Raw genomic sequence first — 17,085 nt, 5'->3', positions numbered from 1 at the left:
CTTTTATTAATATAATGAAATGATTTACCTGTTGTCTAGCAATCACTCATCAGCATTAATGATAAGCGGAATAAATAACATGCATAGTATTGCTGTCAACTGCGCGCTATGCTGAATTCTGGCACCTTTATAAACTGAAAAACATGACCAAAATTGTTTTTGTGGAAGACGACCCGGAAGTCGGAAAATTGATTGCTGCCTATCTGGGTAAGCATGACATTGATGTGTTTGTAGAACCCCGTGGCGATACGGCCCAGGCGGTGATTGAACAACAACAACCGGACTTGGTATTGCTTGATATCATGTTGCCAGGAAAAGATGGCATGACGCTGTGTCGTGATTTGCGGCCGGTTTATGAGGGGCCGATTGTGCTACTGACCTCGCTTGACAGTGATATGAACCATATTCTGTCGCTTGAAATGGGCGCAAATGACTATATTCTCAAAACCACACCACCCGCAGTACTGCTAGCACGCCTACGGCTACATCTTCGCCAGCATAATCAGCAACAAAGCAAAGAGATCATTAGTCCGCCATTTACCGGTCATAATGCGATTCATTTCGGCTTACTCTGTATCGATCCGGTAAACCGCCAAGTTAATCTTAATGATGAAGAGATAACATTATCCACGTCTGATTTTGATTTGTTATGGGAGTTAGCTACCCATGCAGGAATAATAATGGACCGTGAAGCGCTACTGAAAAATTTACGCGGCGTCAGCTACGACGGCATGGACCGCAGTATAGACGTTGCCATCTCGCGTTTGCGGCGCAAACTCTATGACAATGCTTTCGAGCCATTTCGCATCAAAACCGTGCGTAATAAAGGCTATTTATTCGCCCCCAATGCCTGGGAGTCCGTGCAACAATGAGGAAGCTATTTATTCAGTTTTTCTTATTGCTGTTCGTCTGTTTTATGGTGATGGCGATGCTGGTTGGCTTGGTTTACAAAGTCACCGCAGAGCGTGCTGGCAGGCAGTCATTAGATGACCTGATGAAAAGTTCACTTTCGTTGATGCGCAGTGAATTGCGGGAAATTCCCCTGAAGGATTGGAATAAAACCATTGCTACACTGGACTTAAATCTTTCCTTTCAGTTGCATATAGAACCTCTCGATAAACGGGATCTCGGCGAGCGTTTGAATAAACGCCTGCGCGCCGGTGAAATTATTGCGTTAGATGATGAATATACTTTCCTGCAACGTATCCCACGCAGTCACTACGTTCTTGCTGTCGGCCCAGTCCCCTATTTATTTTATTTGCATCAAATGCGCCTGCTCGACTTGGCCTTATTAATCCTGATTGGTATGTCCTTAGCGCTGCCAGTATTCTTGTGGATGCGCCCGCACTGGAAAGACCTACTGAAACTGGAGAATGCGGCTCAGCGACTGGGGGCTGGCTATCTTGACGAGCGAACCCATTTTGATCCTACGTCCAGTTTAAACCGCTTAGGCGTAGCGTTTAATCAAATGGCTGACAATATCAATACTCTGATTGTTAGCAAGAAATTACTCATTGATGGTATTGCTCATGAACTCCGCACACCGCTCGTGCGTTTACGCTATCGTTTAGCGATGAGTGACAACCTGACAGAAAGTGAACAATTGGCTTTAAATCATGATATTGGCCAGTTAGAAGCACTGATTGATGAGTTACTGACCTACGCTCGATTGGACCGCCCGCAGGTTTCCCTTAATCTGGAACCCATCGACCTACCCGCTTGGTTAACAGCAAAAGTCGTGGATATGCGCTTAATCCATAGTGATCGGGAAATCGAACTCGATATCCCCCATCGCGGTGACTTTGGTGCTGTTGACCTGCGTCTGATGGAGCGCGTATTAGATAATCTGGTTAATAACGCGCTACGCTATTCCACTCAACGACTGCGTATCGGATTATGGTTTGATGGTGACAACGCCTGCTTGCAAGTTGAAGATGATGGGCCTGGTATCCCTTTGGAAGAGCGCGCACGCGTTTTTGAGCCTTTTGTTCGCCTCGATCCCAGCCGCGACCGGGCAACGGGAGGCTGTGGCTTGGGCTTGGCGATTGTTCACTCCATCGCACTGGCTTATCAAGGCAGTATCTCCGTCGATGCCAGTTCATTAGGCGGTGCCAGTTTCCGTTTCTGTTGGCCGGTAAAAAGCCTTTACTCACTGTCCGTTGCTCAAGATTAAGCACTAACTTTTACTTTGGAGTGTTTTATGACCACTGCTTACCACCACCTGCGTACAACCTTTACCCGGCTTGCACGTTTCGAACACCTGTCGGCTATTGCCGGATGGGATATGCAGACTATGATGCCAGTGAAAGGTAACCTTGCCCGTTCAGAAGCGATGGCGGAGCTGAATGTCTTACAACACCAGATATTAACGGCCAACCAGGTTGGTGAATGGTTAAAACAAGCTGAGCAAGAAACACTTGATGATATTGAGCAGGCAAATTTATGCGAAATGCGTCGCCATTATGACAATGCAGTCCTGCTGCCAGAAGCACTGGTAGAAGCTAAATCACTGGCAGGGGCGCGATGTGAGCATGCATGGCGGCAACAGCGTATCGCTAATGATTGGCATGGTTTTGCAAAGAACTTGCGGGAAGTGGTCAAACTCAGCCGTGAAGAAGCCTCGATACGTTCTCAGGCGGCTGGTATATCGGGTTATGACGCATTACTTAATCTCTATGAACCAGGGACTAACAGTGCCGATTTAGACCGTATATTTGGTGATCTTAAGCAATGGCTACCTGACCTATTACAAAAAGTGACGGCTAAACAAGCCAATGAAAACTGCCTGATACCACAGGGCACTTTTGACGTGGAAAAACAGCGTCAGCTTGGGTTACAAGTGATGAAAGTACTCGGTTTTGACTTTGACGGCGGGCGGGTCGATGTCAGTGTACATCCGTTCTGCGGTGGTGTTCCTCAAGACGTACGCATTACAACTCGTTATAACGAACAAGAATTTCTCAGTTCATTAATGGGTATTGTGCATGAAACAGGCCATGCCCGTTATGAGCAAAATCTACCACGTGAATGGTTAGGGCAACCCATTTCCCATGCACGGTCAACCGCCATCCATGAGTCCCAAAGCTTACTGTTTGAGATGCAATTAGCACGCAGTAATGAATTCTTACAAGTGATCCGCCCACTGGTAGCAAACCAATTTGGGGATCAACCCGCTTTTGCGCAACAGAACTTCATAGCTCTCAATCAACGGGTTAAAACGGGTTTTATTCGAGTTGATGCCGATGAAGTGAGCTATCCTGCCCATGTTATATTGCGGTATGAAATCGAAAAAGCGTTGATCAGTGGTGAAATCGAAGTAGATGATATCCCTATGCTGTGGAATGAGAAAATGCAGCAATACCTCGGTATTAATACTGAGGGTAATTACCGTAACGGATGTATGCAAGATATCCATTGGACCGATGGTGCTTTTGGCTATTTCCCAACGTATACATTGGGTGCAATGTATGCAGCGCAACTGTTCCAAACTGCCCGTGATGCTATGCCGGGGCTGGATAAAAGTATCGCTAGTGGCGATCTCAGCGCCCTATTCACCTGGTTACAACAGAATATCTGGCAGCATGGCAGTCGTTACTCAACCGCAGAATTAATTACCAAGGCTACCGGTGAAACACTTAACCCTCGCTATTTCCGCCAACATTTAGAGCGGCGCTATTTGTAATTTATTGCGTGTTAGTCTGCGCCTAACCTCTCATTAGGGTTGGGTGCCTTCTCCCTGCATAACTCAAATTACATCCCCACTATCAAGCGACGTTGATGTTACATAAGACGATAAGTTTATTAAAAGGCTATATGTATGTTGTAACTAAAATAAGTGATTTAGTCGGTTATTTATCTGGTTTATTGCCGTTGTACAATCGGTTACAAGCCGAAACCAATGACTCACGGAAGCCAGTATATATTTCCTCTACTCTCTTTATAACGACCCAACGGGGCCGATATACAAACAGAACACTGAGGAATAAATTATGAAAACAGTATTAGCTCTGATTGTTGCTGCAACCTTGGGTGTATCATCTATAGCAATAGCCGCCGACACCGTTGCACCACCGGCAGCACCCGTTGTTACAGCACCTGTAGCTCATAGTGCACCGGCTAAAACCATGCACCACAAGAAAGCTAAAAAATCTGATTCGATGAAAAAAATGGATAAAGCAGCCCCGGTGCAAAAAGCACAGGCAGCCAAAAAACACCATAAAAAAGCGACACACAGTAAGTCAGCTCCAACCGCAGTGCCAGTGACCAAATAGCGGCAGCATTTAACTTGTGAAAGCTACAACAGGCTCTCACGATTGACCTGCAACAGCGATTCACTCGACACCCGGTTTACCGGGTGTTTTTTATTAGGAGTGCTGATAATGCTGCGCCATTATTTATTTGAAATCACTTTAGCCATATTAGTTATTTGCGGTCTGATCACATTATTCTTTTATTTATAGTACCAACAGCCGATAGCGCTCTAAAATTATCGAAAAATCAATTACTGACAACATATGACACAACTTATTATGTCTATAGTTAGCGCTAGTAGAGCCGTGATTGGTCGTCTAATCAGCAGGTCTCAGGTGTGTTAATGGATAACCTTTGGTCAGTAAATAAAGGCAAGGCTAATTATTTATGCGTTTATCTTCATTATTACTATTGAGTCTGTTGCCACTTTCCATCTCTATGGCTTTAGCCCTTCCCCCCACTGACAAGCCGAATGATGAAAGCAGCATTGCGGATCAAACCACGTTGTTCTTCGGGAAAGATGACCGTACAGCGATAACAAATAGTACGGAGTGGCCGTGGCAAGCCATTGGGCAAGTTGAAACAACCAGTGGCAACCTTTGCACAGCAACGTTAATCTCCCCTCGTCTGGCGCTCACCGCAGGCCATTGCGTTCTTACCCCACCGGGGAAAATTGATCGCGCTGTTGCCTTACGTTTTATTTCTCATGATGGTCATTGGAAGTACCAGATTACCCGACTGGAAACGCTGGTTGATGCCAAATTAGGTAAAAAACTTAAACCTGATGGCGATGGTTGGATAGTTCCACCCGCCGCCGCCGCTTATGATTTTGCACTTATTCGGTTAACTAACACAAAGCCTATCCCGATTAAGCCGTTACCGCTTTGGGATGGAACCTCAAGTGAGCTGACACAAGCGCTTAAATTGGTTAATCGTAAAATAACTCAAGCGGGTTATCCCCTTGATCATCTTGAAACTTTATACAGCCATGAAGACTGTCTGGTTACCGGGTGGGCACAACAGGGCGTACTTTCACACCAATGCGATACCTTGCCAGGTGACAGTGGTTCCCCACTATTACTAAAAAATGGCGACGCGTGGTCTTTAATTGCGATTCAAAGTTCTGCACCGGCCGCCAAAGACCGCTATCTTGCGGATAACCGCGCCCTAGCGGTAACGGCGATTAGAGAACGGTTAAAAACGCTCGCTAAAAATGCAGCAAAGTGACCACTTTATTCAGTGATACACAGAGTGAGGGATATCCCCTATTTCTTACTGACACAATGGGGCTTTTGGTTGAATTTGAAAACAAAAGTCCCACCTAATGCTGCTGCGTAACGGCTCAACGTGGTGAGGTTGGGAGAAATGATACCTTTCTCCATACGGCTGATATTTTGTTTTTTCAGCCCTGCTCGTTGCGCCACTTCCTCTTGTGTTAAATTACATTGCTGACGGGCAGCTTTCAGCTCAGTCATCATGGCGTCGCGAATCTGCAAGTCTGTGTAAGCTTCTTTGACCTGAGGATGATTTAAAGCATCTGTTTTAACCTCAGCAAAAGAAATAATGTCAAAGTCATCTTGTTTTTTCATGGTTGCAATCTCCGTTTGATTTCCTTCATCCGCTGATAAGCCAACATCAGTGTTCGCCTTGGGGTCTTTTGCGTCTTCTTTTGTAAGATATGAATGATGTAAACCTGCCAACCCAGGTGGTAAAAGAAAAAACCACGCCCGCCCCCCTCTCTAGCACTAACCCGCAATTCCTTTAGCCCGCGCCCAATATCCCGCACCTCTGGCTCCCGCAACTCATGACCATAAGCCTCTAACTCATCCATAGCTTTAATCAGAGCCGCCTGAATGCCTACAGGTAATTTAAACAACTCGCGCTGTGCCAACCTCAACAAACTAATTTGATACATAAGCAATCCCTGCACTGGAAAAACTCTATCAAACTCACCATAGGTAATCAAATATGGTGACCCTAAATCAGACAAACTTTAACCCAATGGTCTGATTTATCAGTACCCATATAGCGGGAGTTCAAGATAGGAGGCAATAATGCCGCGGCCATGCAGCCCAGTTAATTTACAATTCTCGAGAGGCTTCGCATCAACATCAGCAAGTTTCATCTATTACATAGTTGACATGCAGATAAAAATAGACGAATCATAAAGATAGTGAATTTTATAGCGGTATATTAGGAAGGAATTTAGTCAGTAAGAGACTCCGCGTCTAAATCAATGATACTTAGAACGCGGAGTGATATTAATCGCTAATCAGGCAGAAAGCTGTTCGATAGTTTGTAGAATACGCTTGTCAGAAATAGGGTAAGCTGTCCCCAATTGCTGGGCAAATAAGCTCACACGCAGTTCTTCAATCATCCAGCGAACTTCTTTAACATCTTCATCTTGCTGGCGTTTTGGCGGCAATTTATGCAGCCATTGCTGCCACATCTGTTGCACATGTTCTACGCGTAGCATTTGGGCACGATCACGATGAGGGTCCATAGCCAGCTTTTCCAATCGGCGCTCAATTGCTTGCAGATAACGCAGTGTATCCGGCAGACGTTTCCAACCATTATTGGTCACGAAACCACGATAAATAAGCCCCCCTAGCTGGGCTTTGATATCAGAGAGAGCCAATGCCATTGAGATATCTATCCGGCCTTTCAGTCGCTTATTAATACTGAATACCGTCGTCAGAATTTGTTCAACTTGCTTGGCAATCTCAACCACCGTGTCATTCAGCTCAGCACGAACCTTTTCCTGTAGTCGAGCGAACTCCGCCTCTTGCCATGCGGGGCCACCATGCTGCGCAACTAACTTATCCACACCACAAGCAATGCAGTCATCAATCAGGTCCAACACTTTGCCATAAGGATTAAAATAGAGCCCGAGCTTGGATTTGTTCGGCAATTTCTCATGTAAATACTTTATAGGGGATGGGATATTCAATAATAGTAAACGTCTTGTCCCCTGCCACATAGCTTGTTGTTGCTGAGATTCTGTATCAAACAAGCGAATAGCGACACTGTCTTTTTCATCCACCAGTGCCGGGTATGCCTTGACTTCATAGCCACCACGACGCTGCTCATAGCACAGCGGTAGATCACCGAAACTCCAGATATGTAAGTCAGTTTGTTCAATACCATCGTCGGCAACGGCGGACAATGTTTCCTGCACTTTCTCTTGTAACTGTAGCTTCAAGGCAGCAAGGTCTTTACCTTCACGCAAAATACGATTTTTATCATCGAGCACACGGAAGGTTATTTTAAGATGATCTGGAACTTGGTCCCATTGCCAACTATCACGTGACACTGTCACACCAGTCATGCGCCGCAGTTCACGCTCTAATGCATCGAGCAGCCCCACCTCCATCGGGGTAACGCGGGCCAGAAACGCCTCAGCATAATTGGGCGCGGGGACAAAATTGCGCCGCACCGGTTTAGGCAAAGACTTGATCAGTGCAATCACTAATTCACGCCGAATCCCCGGTATCTGCCAATCAAAACCCTGCTCTTGGATCTGATTAAGGATGGGCAACGGAATATGTACGGTTACCCCATCAGCGTCAGTACCGGGTTCAAATTGGTAGGAAAGCCGTAACTTAAGCGACCCCTGATACCAAAAATTGGGATAGTCGAGCGGGTTAACTTTGTTCGCGCCATCTTTGATAAGCATGGTTTTTTCAAAGTTCAATAACTCTGGCTGTGTCTGGCTGGTTTTCTTCCACCAGCTATCAAAATGACGGGCTGAAATAACCTCGCGACCAATTCGCTGGTCATAGAAGTTAAACAGTGTCTCATCATCCACCAGAATATCGCGCCGACGTGATTTGTGTTCCAACTCTTCAACTTCAGCCAATAGTTTGAGATTGGCGCGGAAAAAAGCGTGACGCGTTTGCCAATCCCCCTCCACCAAGCCATGACGAATAAACAACTCACGGCATAGCGGTGGGTCAATCGGGCCATAATTGATTTTGCGCTCAGCAACTATGGGTAAACCGAATAGGGTGACTTTCTCACTGGCCATCACCGCACCCTGTGCTTTCTCCCAATGCGGATCACTATAATGATGTTTCACCAAATGCTGCGCCAAAGGTTCGATCCATTCCGGCTCGATGCGGGCAGCAATGCGGCCCCATAAGCGACTGGTTTCGACCAGCTCAGCCACCATGCTCCATTTCGGCGGTTTTTTAAATAAACCGGAACCGGGGAAGATAGCAAACCTTGCGTTACGAGCACCGGTATACTCTTGCTTTTCAACATCTTTTTGGCCGATATGAGATAACAAACCGGTCAATATCGCGGTATGCACGCTACGGTAGTCGGCTGCAACACTATTCACCGGAATACCCAGTTCTTTCACCACCTGGCGCAGTTGCGTGTAGATATCCTGCCATTCGCGCACCCGCAGATAGTTGAGAAAGTCACTACGGCACAGTTTACGGAACTGCGCTGATGACAACTCTTTTTGCTGCTCTTTCAGGTAATCCCATAAGTTAACAAACGCCAGGAAATCAGAATCCTTATCCGCAAAGCGACGATGTTTTTCATCAGAAGCCTGCTGCTTATCCATTGGCCGTTCACGCGGGTCCTGAATCGACAACGCCGAGGTAATGATCATCAGTTCACGGACACTGCCACTTTTCTGTGCTTCCAGCACCATCCGTGCCAGACGAGGGTCGACGGGCAATTGCGCTAATTGTCGCCCCAGCGGGGTCAGTTGTTGATGACCATTATCAGCGGTTTGTATCGCACCCAGCTCTTCCAGTAACCGAACACCATCTTGGATATTGCGTTTATCGGGGGCTTCCACAAACGGGAATGCCGCAATATCACCCAGACCGAGTGACGTCATTTGCAAAATGACGGAGGCCAGGTTGGTTCGTAGAATTTCCGGGTCGGTAAACTCTGGGCGAGAGAGGAAGTCCTGCTCAGAATAAAGACGGATACAGATACCGTCTGACACACGGCCACAGCGGCCTTTACGCTGATTAGCTGACGCCTGAGACACCGGCTCGATAGGCAACCGCTGCACCTTAGTACGGAAGCTATAACGGCTGATGCGAGCTGTACCGGGGTCAATCACGTACTTAATCCCAGGTACGGTGAGCGAGGTTTCAGCCACGTTGGTCGCCAATACAATTCGCCGCCCATGATGCGACTGGAACACCCGATTCTGCTCACTGTTTGATAAGCGGGCATAGAGTGGTAGTACTTCCGTATGGGGCAGATTTTGCTTCATCAATGCATCAGCGGTATCACGAATCTCACGCTCACCACTCATAAAGATCAGAATATCGCCGGGACTTTCATGGCCTAACTCATCAACCGCATCAAAAATAGCCTGTAGTTGGTCACGTTCAACATCATCGGCATCATCCACAATGGGGCGATAACGTACTTCGACCGGATAGGTGCGGCCAGAAACCTCGATAATAGGGGCATTATTGAAATGCTGGGAGAAACGCTGCGGATCAATGGTCGCCGAAGTGATAATTACTTTTAGATCTGGGCGTTTGGGTAATAATTCACGCAAATAGCCCAAGATGAAATCAATGTTCAGGCTACGTTCATGGGCTTCATCGATAATCAACGTATCATATTGCATCAACAGACGATCTTGCTGAATTTCAGCCAACAAAATCCCGTCGGTCATCAACTTAACCAGCGTGTTTTCACCCACTTGATCGTTAAAACGCACTTTATAACCGACACAACCGCCAAGGGAGGTATCCAGTTCATCCGCAATACGGTTTGCGACGGTGCGCGCAGCCAGACGACGTGGTTGAGTATGGCCGATCACCCCTTGCACGCCCCGCCCCAATTCCAGGCAAATTTTCGGCAACTGGGTGGTTTTACCGGAACCGGTTTCACCGGCGACGATCACCACCTGATGGTCACGAATAGCATGGTAGATATCTTGCTTTTTCTGGCTGACCGGCAAGTTTTCAGGATAAGTTATCGCCGGACAAGCAGCTCGACGACGAATAACCCGCTGCATGGCGGTTGCTATATCAGCCTCAAGCTCGAGGGTAATCGCCTCTACGGCCTGTGGATTATTAATTTTTCGTGCGCCTTGCAGCCGACGCCGCAGGCGTTGTTGGTCACGGAGCATCAACTCACCGAGTTGGGTGGATAATGCTGCGAGCGAAGATTTCACGTTCTGTGTTCCTTGTTACGATGCGGCTGCAACCTACGGTATCAGCCCAATGATTTTATGCTATGAGTTTGATTGGCAGATATTTTTTATTAATCGGTATCAATTTTTAACCTGCCAATACCCCCATTTTCGACGCCAAATAGATGAGTGACCCATAGCTTTTATTAGATAAACCCTTACCTGATATGGTAACACAGCCTCGGATTACGCTGTAACCCGGCGGAGATTTCCTATCTGATTATCATCGTTCAATTAAATCGAACAAAGAACGCAAAATATTGCGCTATCACTAATAGAAAAATATTAATAAAGTGTATCTCATTGAAAGGGCGAACCGCCTAAGTCTCTGTTACCTGTTAAGGAATTACGATGAGCAAAGTACTGGTCCTGAAATCAAGCATTCTGGCAACTTATTCACAGTCCAACCAATTAGCTGACTTTTTTGTCGAACAATGGCAAGCAGCCCATGCTGACGACGAAATCACCGTACGTGACTTGGCCGCTCAACCGGTTCCGGTGTTAGATGGTGAACTGGTGGGTGCTCTGCGCCCTTCAGATGCCGCGCTAACACCGCGCCAACAAGAGGCTTTGGCACTGTCTGATGAGCTGATTGCGGAACTGCAAGCCAATGACGTGATAGTTATGGCAGCACCAATGTACAACTTCAATATCCCGACGCAGTTGAAAAACTATTTTGACCTGATTGCACGTGCTGGCGTGACTTTCCGCTACACAGAAAAAGGTCCAGAAGGTTTGGTAACCGGTAAACGTGCCATTATTCTGACCAGCCGTGGGGGCATTCATAAAGACACCCCAACTGATCTGGTGGTGCCTTACCTGCGTCTGTTCCTGGGCTTTATCGGCATTACCGATGTTGAATTTGTGTTTGCAGAAGGCATTGCTTATGGTCCTGAAGTGGCGACCAAAGCACAAGCTGATGCCAAACAGTTACTGGCTCAGGTTGTCAGTGCTTAATTGATAACTTTCGCGCAGAAGTGGGTGTCTCCGTCAATGCGCGACTGAAAATGACCTTGTATTACCCTCGTGTTACCCAGTAGTGTCATTGGTTAATTGCGCGCCTTTCGGCGCGCTTTTTTCTCTGTGATTATGCCAGTAACGCCATCGCACTCTCTTCATCCGTAACCAAACCATTCACCCAATGCCCCCTGAGCGCCGCTTTAATAGCCTGATGTTTCTCCTTACCACCTGCGATAGCAATCACCGGTTTTTCTGGCTGAATACGTAAGCTGGCACTGGTTAAACGCTGATCCAATTCATAGGCGACGCGCTGACCATCGATATCAATGAAATTACCCAGCATTTCTGCCACAACATTCGCGGCCATGAGCACATCGACATCTTGTGCAGAAATAAAGCCATCTTTATGCAATGGACAATGATACCCCATTGAGCCAATACCGATAAACGTAACATCAGCCTGAGCTGCTTTCTCAGTGACAGTGCGGTAAATCCGGTGATTACACCACAGGTCACGATCCGCCGCGCTGTCAGCAAACAAAGGCGCGGGCAAAATAAAGTAGCGTCCTTGTGTTTTCTCGGCCATCCACAGCGGGACATCATAGCGTGTACAGGAACCATCAGCAGCAATAGCGCCGATAAGTGAGACACAACTGTGCTGAGGACGTTCGAAATCAGGTAACTCATCAATGGCGGCTTTCAAACTGCGACCAGAGCCGACACCAATGACCAGTGGCTGTTCTTGACGCAGAAATTGCGACATCACTTCAGCCCCCACCACAGCAATGGCTCGTTGGATACCCGCGCTGTCCATCCCCAAGCTGGGGACCACCTGACACTGATGCAAGCCATACTGCTTTTGCACCTGTTCGGCCAGCGCCATACAGCGGCCAACCGGGTGAGCAATGCTGACACTGACCAGCCCGTTATCAATAGCACACGCCACCAGCCGCTGGGCCACCTGACGCGAAACCCCCAGGGCATCAGCAATTTCATGTTGCGTCTGCCCGGCAACGTAATACATCCAGGCCGCTCTGGCCGCTTGATCCAGCTTCTTATCACTCTTCTGCATGAGTTATCTGCGCAATATTATTTGAAATAGAGATAGGGGGTGAAACCACAATGGTCATCATCTTACGCCTCTATTTGACAGATTTTTATCTCTACTTACGGTTATGTGAGCCAAAGCCCACCTTTCGGGCAAAAGTTACATTACCCTAACGCCATTAGAGCAAATGCCCTACATTAGAGCTTATGCTCAAATTATAACGCCAACACTTACCGTGATTGTGGAGATAATTTATGAACAGTTTTCTGAATACCACCCATGCAGTGTGGTTGCACATTGGTGCAGGCTCCTTCCACCGTGCTCACCAAGCCTGGTATCTACACCGGTTACGGGCCATAGGCGATAATCGTTGGTCTATTGCTCTGGCTAATATTCGGGATGACGCGACCCCGTTGCTCAATGCATTACAAGCCCAAAACGGCGAATACACCTTGGAAACCGTGACACCAGGGGGGGAGCGTCAATATGAAAAAATCACATCAATCCGCAAAATTATCCCTTGGGATAAAGAACTGAGCCAATTGGTAGCACAAGGTAGTCTGCCAGAAACGCGCGTTATCTCCTTTACCGTGACCGAGGGCGGTTACTACCTGGATAACCAATTTAACCTGCAACAGGATAATGCGGATATCCAGGCTGACCTCAAAGGTGATTGCCGCACAATATACGGTGCTATCAGCCGTATCTTGCTGCAACGCCAACAGATGCAGAGCGGGCCAGTGACCTTGCTGAACTGCGATAATTTGCGTCATAACGGTGAGCGTTTCCGCCATTGCCTGCTTGAGTTCCTCGCACTTCGCGACCAGCAAAGCTTGCTCAGTTGGGTGACAAGTCAAACCCGTAGTCCCAATACCATGGTTGACCGCATTACCCCGCGCCCCGCTGATGACATCGCACCACGGGTGCTGGAACAAACCGGTTTCGCTGATCTGGCACCGGTTATGGGGGAATCATTCATCCAGTGGGTTATTGAGGACGATTTTATTGCCGGACGCCCAGCATTGGAGAATGTGGGTGTAGAGATGGTGGAATCAGTTCTGCCGTATGAAGAGGCAAAAATCCGCATCCTCAATGCCAGTCACAGTTGTATTGCCTGGGCTGGCACCTTGCTTGGGCAAAGTTACATTCATGAAAGTACCCAGACTGACGCTATTCGCCAGATGGCCTATGACTATGTGACTCAGGATGTCATCCCATCACTGTCGCCAAGCCCACTGGATCTTGCCAATTACCGTGATGTGGTGCTGGACCGTTTCAGTAATCCGTATATTCGTGACACCAACCAACGGGTGGCGGCAGATGGCTTTTCCAAAATTCCCGGATTTATTACACCCACATTGATGGAGTGCTACCAACGAGGTGATACCCCAGCAGCAACCGCGATACTACCCGCATTATTCTTCGTATTTATGGAAAGTTGGCATCAGGGCATCCTGCCGTATGAATACCAGGACGGAATACTGGACGCCGCGGCCGTCCATGCCATGTTCCAATCAACTGACCCGGTAGGTCTGTTCGCTCGCGACAGCAAGCTATTTGGGCCACTAGCCAGTGACAACCAGTTTGAACAGCTGCTGCGCCAATCGATTGACCGGGTAAATACCTGGCTCGTTGCTAACCGTTAATCATCGACAAGGAATTGCTATGTATCTTGGACTTGATTTAGGGACGTCAGAAATTAAAGCCGTGGTGATTGATGACCGGGGCCAGATTCTGGCCAGTGAAGGCGAACCCTTGACCGTGCAGCGCCCGCATCCTTTATGGTCGGAGCAAAATCCCACTGACTGGTGGCAGGCGACACAACGGGTTATTGGCCGCCTGCGCCATAAAATACCCCAGCGCTGGGGTGAGATCCTCGCGATTGGTCTTTCGGGTCAAATGCATGGCGCGGTGCTGTTGAGCCGCGAGGATCGTATCTTGCGACCGGCTATTTTGTGGAATGATGCGCGCTGTGCCGAAGAGTGTGATGAGTTGACCCGCAATGCCCCACAGTTGCATCAGATTGCCGGAAATCTGGCGATGCCAGGCTTTACTGCACCGAAACTGCTGTGGGTTGCTCGCCATGAGCCGGAGGTGTTCGCACAACTGGCGACGGTACTGCTACCTAAAGATTATCTGCGCTGGATGATGAGTGGCGATAAGGTCAGTGATATGTCTGATGCCGCCGGAACGTTATGGTTGGATGTCGCCAGGCGCGACTGGTCGGACTCTCTCCTGGCTGCCTGCGGATTATCCCGCGATATGATGCCGCGCTTGATTGAAGGTAATGAACCCAGTGGTTACCTGAAAACAGATATTGCGCGCGAGTGGGGCTTAGCCGATAAAGTGATTATTGCTGGCGGTGGTGGCGATAACGCAGCCAGTGCTGTTGGGATTGGTGCCATCAATCCTGGTGATGGCTTCATCTCTCTGGGCACGTCCGGTGTATTGTTTGCCGTTAATGATTGCTACCGGCCCAATCCACAATCTGCCGTTCATGCCTTTTGCCATGCTTTGCCGCATCGCTGGCATCAGATGAGTGTCATGCTGACCGCAGCCAGCGCCCTGCGCTGGTTGTGCCAATTGCTGGGAACCAATGAAACCACCCTTCTATCCGAGGTTGCGCAACTCAGTCGCTCAAAGCAGCGGCTGGCACCAATTTTCCTGCCTTACCTTTCAGGCGAACGCACCCCCCATAACGATCCGCTGGCAACCGGTGCGTTTCATGGCATGACTCATGCGACAGACCGTGCGGCGCTGGGATATGCCGTGCTGGAGGGGGTGACTTTCGGTATTGCTGATGGCCTGGCGGTGTTACAGCAGGCCGGTACCCAACTGAGCCAATCATCGTTGATTGGTGGTGGTGCACGCAGTGTGTGGTGGGGGCAATTGATGGCTGACACCCTTAACCTGCCAATTGTCACCCACAGCGGTGGGGAGGCTGGTGGGGCTTTAGGTGCCGCACGTTTAGGGTGGCTTGCCAGCGGCGGTGATGAGCAGGAGGTGTGCAGCAAACCACAAATCGACCAACGCTTCATCCCCGATGTTAACCGGCAAGATGCCTTGTTTGCGCGCCTTGAACGCTATCGACTGCTCTATCAACAGCAGCGGCAGTTACGCCAACAACAGCCGCAATAACCATCTAAAAAATAAAGATATAACAAGCCCGGGCGAGCCTATCGCCCTTTTCTCTGTCCCTATAACCGTTGCTCCTACCAGCAACTCAACCAGCCGGCGCTCAAGCGCCAGAGGAACTTACTATGCAAAAAAAACCTACCCACTGGTTTGGTTTGCCAATGAATTTGTTCTGGGGTTACATTGCCATTGCCATTTTTATGAGCGGCGATGGATTTGAAATGGCCTTCTTATCCAAACATATTACTGATATGGGCTTTTCTCCGGCACAATCAGCCTTTGTGTTTACACTCTATGGCTTAGCTGCTGCCATTGCCGCCTGGAGCTCTGGTGTGGTTGCAGAGATCATCACGCCACAACGCGCCATGCGGATTGGTTTTGTGCTGTGGGTGGTCATGCACTGCTTATTTATGGTATTCGGTTTAGGCATTAAAAGTTATCCACTAATGTTGCTGTTCTATGGTATTCGTGGGTTGGCCTATCCGTTATTTATCTATTCATTTGTTATGTTAATTGTTCAAAATGTCCCTAAACAGCAACTCTCTTCTGCCATGGGTTGGTTTTGGGCGATGTATTCCGTCGGTATCGGTGTCATAGGGAGCTATTTGCCCAGTTTCACCATTCCGGTGATTGGTGAAACCGGTACGTTGTGGTTTGCCATTGTCTGGGTCATGGCCGGCGGTATGATGGCGTTGATATTACTGCGCAATGTTGGCACTGCCAGCCCTAAAGCATCACTCTCAAATAAAGAAAAAATCAAAGAGTTGTCACGGGCCGTCACTATTCTGTTTACCAATAAAAACATCTTCTTATCCTGTTTAATCCGCATCATCAACACCCTGTCATTATTTGGTTTTGCCGTTATTATGCCGCTCCTGTTCGTTGGCCGACTTGGTTTTACCATGTCTGAATGGCTGCAAATCTGGGCGGTGTTCTTCTTCGTGACAATTTTCACCAATATTATGTGGGGGATCTTGGGCGAAAAAATTGGTTGGATGCGGCAGGTGCGTTGGTTTGGCTGTATCGGTTGTGCCCTTTCTAGTCTGGCGTTCTACTATATTCCGGTTCATTTCGGGCATAATTTCTGGGCGGCCCTGATCCCGGCAGTAATGTTGGGGATAACCGTAGCCGCTTTCGTTCCGATGACCGCAGTATTCCCGGTATTGGAACCGGAACACAAAGGTGCAGCCATCTCGATTTATAACTTGTCTGCGGGTCTGAGTAACTTTGTTGCCCCGGCGATTGCCTCGCTGGTGTTACCTTTCTTCGATATTGTTGGCGTGGTGTGGGTTTATACTGCGCTGTATCTGATTGCTGCTGTGCTGACCCTGATTGTTAAAGTTGAGCAACCAGGGCATGCAGATACCTATTATCGCAAAGAATCACTCGATAGCCTCGCTGGGCATCCTGCTACGGCCAGTTTACACCCTGAGCGCTAGCGGGTTATTTTTTAAGCTAAGGCCAATACCGTCGAAATCAATATTTCAGCAACCCGAAGTTTAGACATAAAAAA

General features: G+C 48.2%; 14 protein-coding genes. 10 read left to right on the top strand and 4 right to left on the bottom strand.

All coding sequences use genetic code 11. The features are described from left to right. The first annotated feature begins 143 nt into the window (after positions 1–143). The 6 genes from A6J66_005260 (at position 144) to A6J66_005235 (ending at position 5,478) form a co-directional block, all read left to right on the top strand. Entirely contained in the window at positions 144–872 is a 729-nt protein-coding gene (locus A6J66_005260; protein PNM26902.1) for a two-component system response regulator RstA, read from the top strand. Continuing rightward, positions 869–2,173: a two-component system sensor histidine kinase RstB gene (locus tag A6J66_005255; protein PNM23655.1), complete on the top strand. Its 1,305-nt coding sequence runs from the start codon at positions 869–871 to the stop codon at positions 2,171–2,173. Before A6J66_005260 ends, A6J66_005255 begins: the two co-directional genes overlap by 4 nt. A gap of 15 nt (positions 2,174–2,188) precedes the next feature. Next, positions 2,189–3,682 (top strand): carboxypeptidase M32, encoded by a 1,494-nt coding sequence (locus A6J66_005250; GenBank protein PNM23654.1) that lies wholly within the window; start codon positions 2,189–2,191, stop codon positions 3,680–3,682. 95 nt (positions 3,683–3,777) lie between these two features. Continuing rightward, on the top strand, positions 3,778–3,993 hold the full coding sequence (locus A6J66_005245; GenBank protein ID PNM23653.1) for a hypothetical protein: 216 nt from the start codon (positions 3,778–3,780) through the stop codon (positions 3,991–3,993). Beyond that, complete coding sequence (locus tag A6J66_005240) at positions 3,990–4,271, top strand: acid-shock protein (protein ID PNM23652.1); 282 nt, start codon at positions 3,990–3,992, stop codon at positions 4,269–4,271. The genes A6J66_005245 and A6J66_005240 overlap by 4 nt, the downstream gene beginning before the upstream one ends. Before the next feature lie 367 nt (positions 4,272–4,638). Beyond that, positions 4,639–5,478: a serine protease gene (locus tag A6J66_005235; GenBank protein PNM23651.1), complete on the top strand. Its 840-nt coding sequence runs from the start codon at positions 4,639–4,641 to the stop codon at positions 5,476–5,478. A gap of 38 nt (positions 5,479–5,516) precedes the next feature. Here A6J66_005235 and A6J66_005230 read toward each other — a convergent pair whose 3' ends face one another. The 3 genes from A6J66_005230 to A6J66_005220 all read right to left on the bottom strand — a co-directional run bounded on the left by A6J66_005230 (position 5,517) and on the right by A6J66_005220 (position 10,411). After that, positions 5,517–5,840 (bottom strand): XRE family transcriptional regulator, encoded by a 324-nt coding sequence (locus A6J66_005230; GenBank protein PNM23650.1) that lies wholly within the window; start codon positions 5,838–5,840, stop codon positions 5,517–5,519. After that, entirely contained in the window at positions 5,837–6,151 is a 315-nt protein-coding gene (locus A6J66_005225) for a hypothetical protein (protein PNM26901.1), read from the bottom strand. The genes A6J66_005230 and A6J66_005225 overlap by 4 nt, the downstream gene beginning before the upstream one ends. A 372-nt stretch (positions 6,152–6,523) precedes the next feature. Then, complete coding sequence (locus A6J66_005220) at positions 6,524–10,411, bottom strand: ATP-dependent RNA helicase HrpA (protein PNM23649.1); 3,888 nt, start codon at positions 10,409–10,411, stop codon at positions 6,524–6,526. A gap of 369 nt (positions 10,412–10,780) precedes the next feature. On the opposite strand from A6J66_005220, the gene A6J66_005215 reads away from it, so the two are divergent. Continuing rightward, the gene (locus A6J66_005215) at positions 10,781–11,386 is read left to right on the top strand and encodes an FMN-dependent NADH-azoreductase (protein PNM23648.1); all 606 of its coding nucleotides are present in this window, start codon (positions 10,781–10,783) and stop codon (positions 11,384–11,386) included. Between the two features lie 130 nt (positions 11,387–11,516). Here the strand turns inward: A6J66_005215 and A6J66_005210 are convergent, their stop codons facing one another. After that, positions 11,517–12,461, bottom strand: a complete 945-nt coding sequence (locus tag A6J66_005210; GenBank protein ID PNM23647.1) for a sugar-binding transcriptional regulator — start codon at positions 12,459–12,461, stop codon at positions 11,517–11,519. A 230-nt stretch (positions 12,462–12,691) separates the two neighbouring features. On the opposite strand from A6J66_005210, the gene A6J66_005205 reads away from it, so the two are divergent. The 3 genes from A6J66_005205 to A6J66_005195 all read left to right on the top strand — a co-directional run bounded on the left by A6J66_005205 (position 12,692) and on the right by A6J66_005195 (position 17,011). Next, positions 12,692–14,083, top strand: coding sequence for a D-arabinitol 4-dehydrogenase (locus tag A6J66_005205; protein ID PNM23646.1), 1,392 nt, complete (start codon positions 12,692–12,694; stop codon positions 14,081–14,083). A gap of 19 nt (positions 14,084–14,102) precedes the next feature. Then, a complete protein-coding gene (gene xylB / locus A6J66_005200; GenBank protein PNM23645.1) occupies positions 14,103–15,575 on the top strand; it encodes a xylulokinase in 1,473 nt (490 codons plus the stop codon). Between the two features lie 122 nt (positions 15,576–15,697). Further along, positions 15,698–17,011 (top strand): MFS transporter, encoded by a 1,314-nt coding sequence (locus A6J66_005195; protein ID PNM23644.1) that lies wholly within the window; start codon positions 15,698–15,700, stop codon positions 17,009–17,011. Positions 17,012–17,085 lie beyond the last annotated feature (74 nt).

The organism is Yersinia enterocolitica (genome assembly GCA_002082245.2).
Taxonomy (GTDB): Bacteria; Pseudomonadota; Gammaproteobacteria; order Enterobacterales; family Enterobacteriaceae; genus Yersinia; species Yersinia enterocolitica_E.
This window is presented reverse-complemented; position numbering and strand designations above follow the sequence as displayed.

Coding starts and splice junctions, on each gene's coding strand:
- A6J66_005210 (PNM23647.1), bottom strand. CDS start 12,461: ATGCAGAAGAGTGATAAGAAGCTGGATCAAGCGGCCAGAGCGGCCTGG.
- A6J66_005260 (PNM26902.1), top strand. CDS start 144: ATGACCAAAATTGTTTTTGTGGAAGACGACCCGGAAGTCGGAAAATTG.
- A6J66_005235 (PNM23651.1), top strand. CDS start 4,639: ATGCGTTTATCTTCATTATTACTATTGAGTCTGTTGCCACTTTCCATC.
- A6J66_005255 (PNM23655.1), top strand. CDS start 869: ATGAGGAAGCTATTTATTCAGTTTTTCTTATTGCTGTTCGTCTGTTTT.
- A6J66_005205 (PNM23646.1), top strand. CDS start 12,692: ATGAACAGTTTTCTGAATACCACCCATGCAGTGTGGTTGCACATTGGT.
- A6J66_005195 (PNM23644.1), top strand. CDS start 15,698: ATGCAAAAAAAACCTACCCACTGGTTTGGTTTGCCAATGAATTTGTTC.
- A6J66_005245 (PNM23653.1), top strand. CDS start 3,778: ATGTTACATAAGACGATAAGTTTATTAAAAGGCTATATGTATGTTGTA.
- A6J66_005230 (PNM23650.1), bottom strand. CDS start 5,840: ATGAAAAAACAAGATGACTTTGACATTATTTCTTTTGCTGAGGTTAAA.
- A6J66_005215 (PNM23648.1), top strand. CDS start 10,781: ATGAGCAAAGTACTGGTCCTGAAATCAAGCATTCTGGCAACTTATTCA.
- xylB (PNM23645.1), top strand. CDS start 14,103: ATGTATCTTGGACTTGATTTAGGGACGTCAGAAATTAAAGCCGTGGTG.
- A6J66_005240 (PNM23652.1), top strand. CDS start 3,990: ATGAAAACAGTATTAGCTCTGATTGTTGCTGCAACCTTGGGTGTATCA.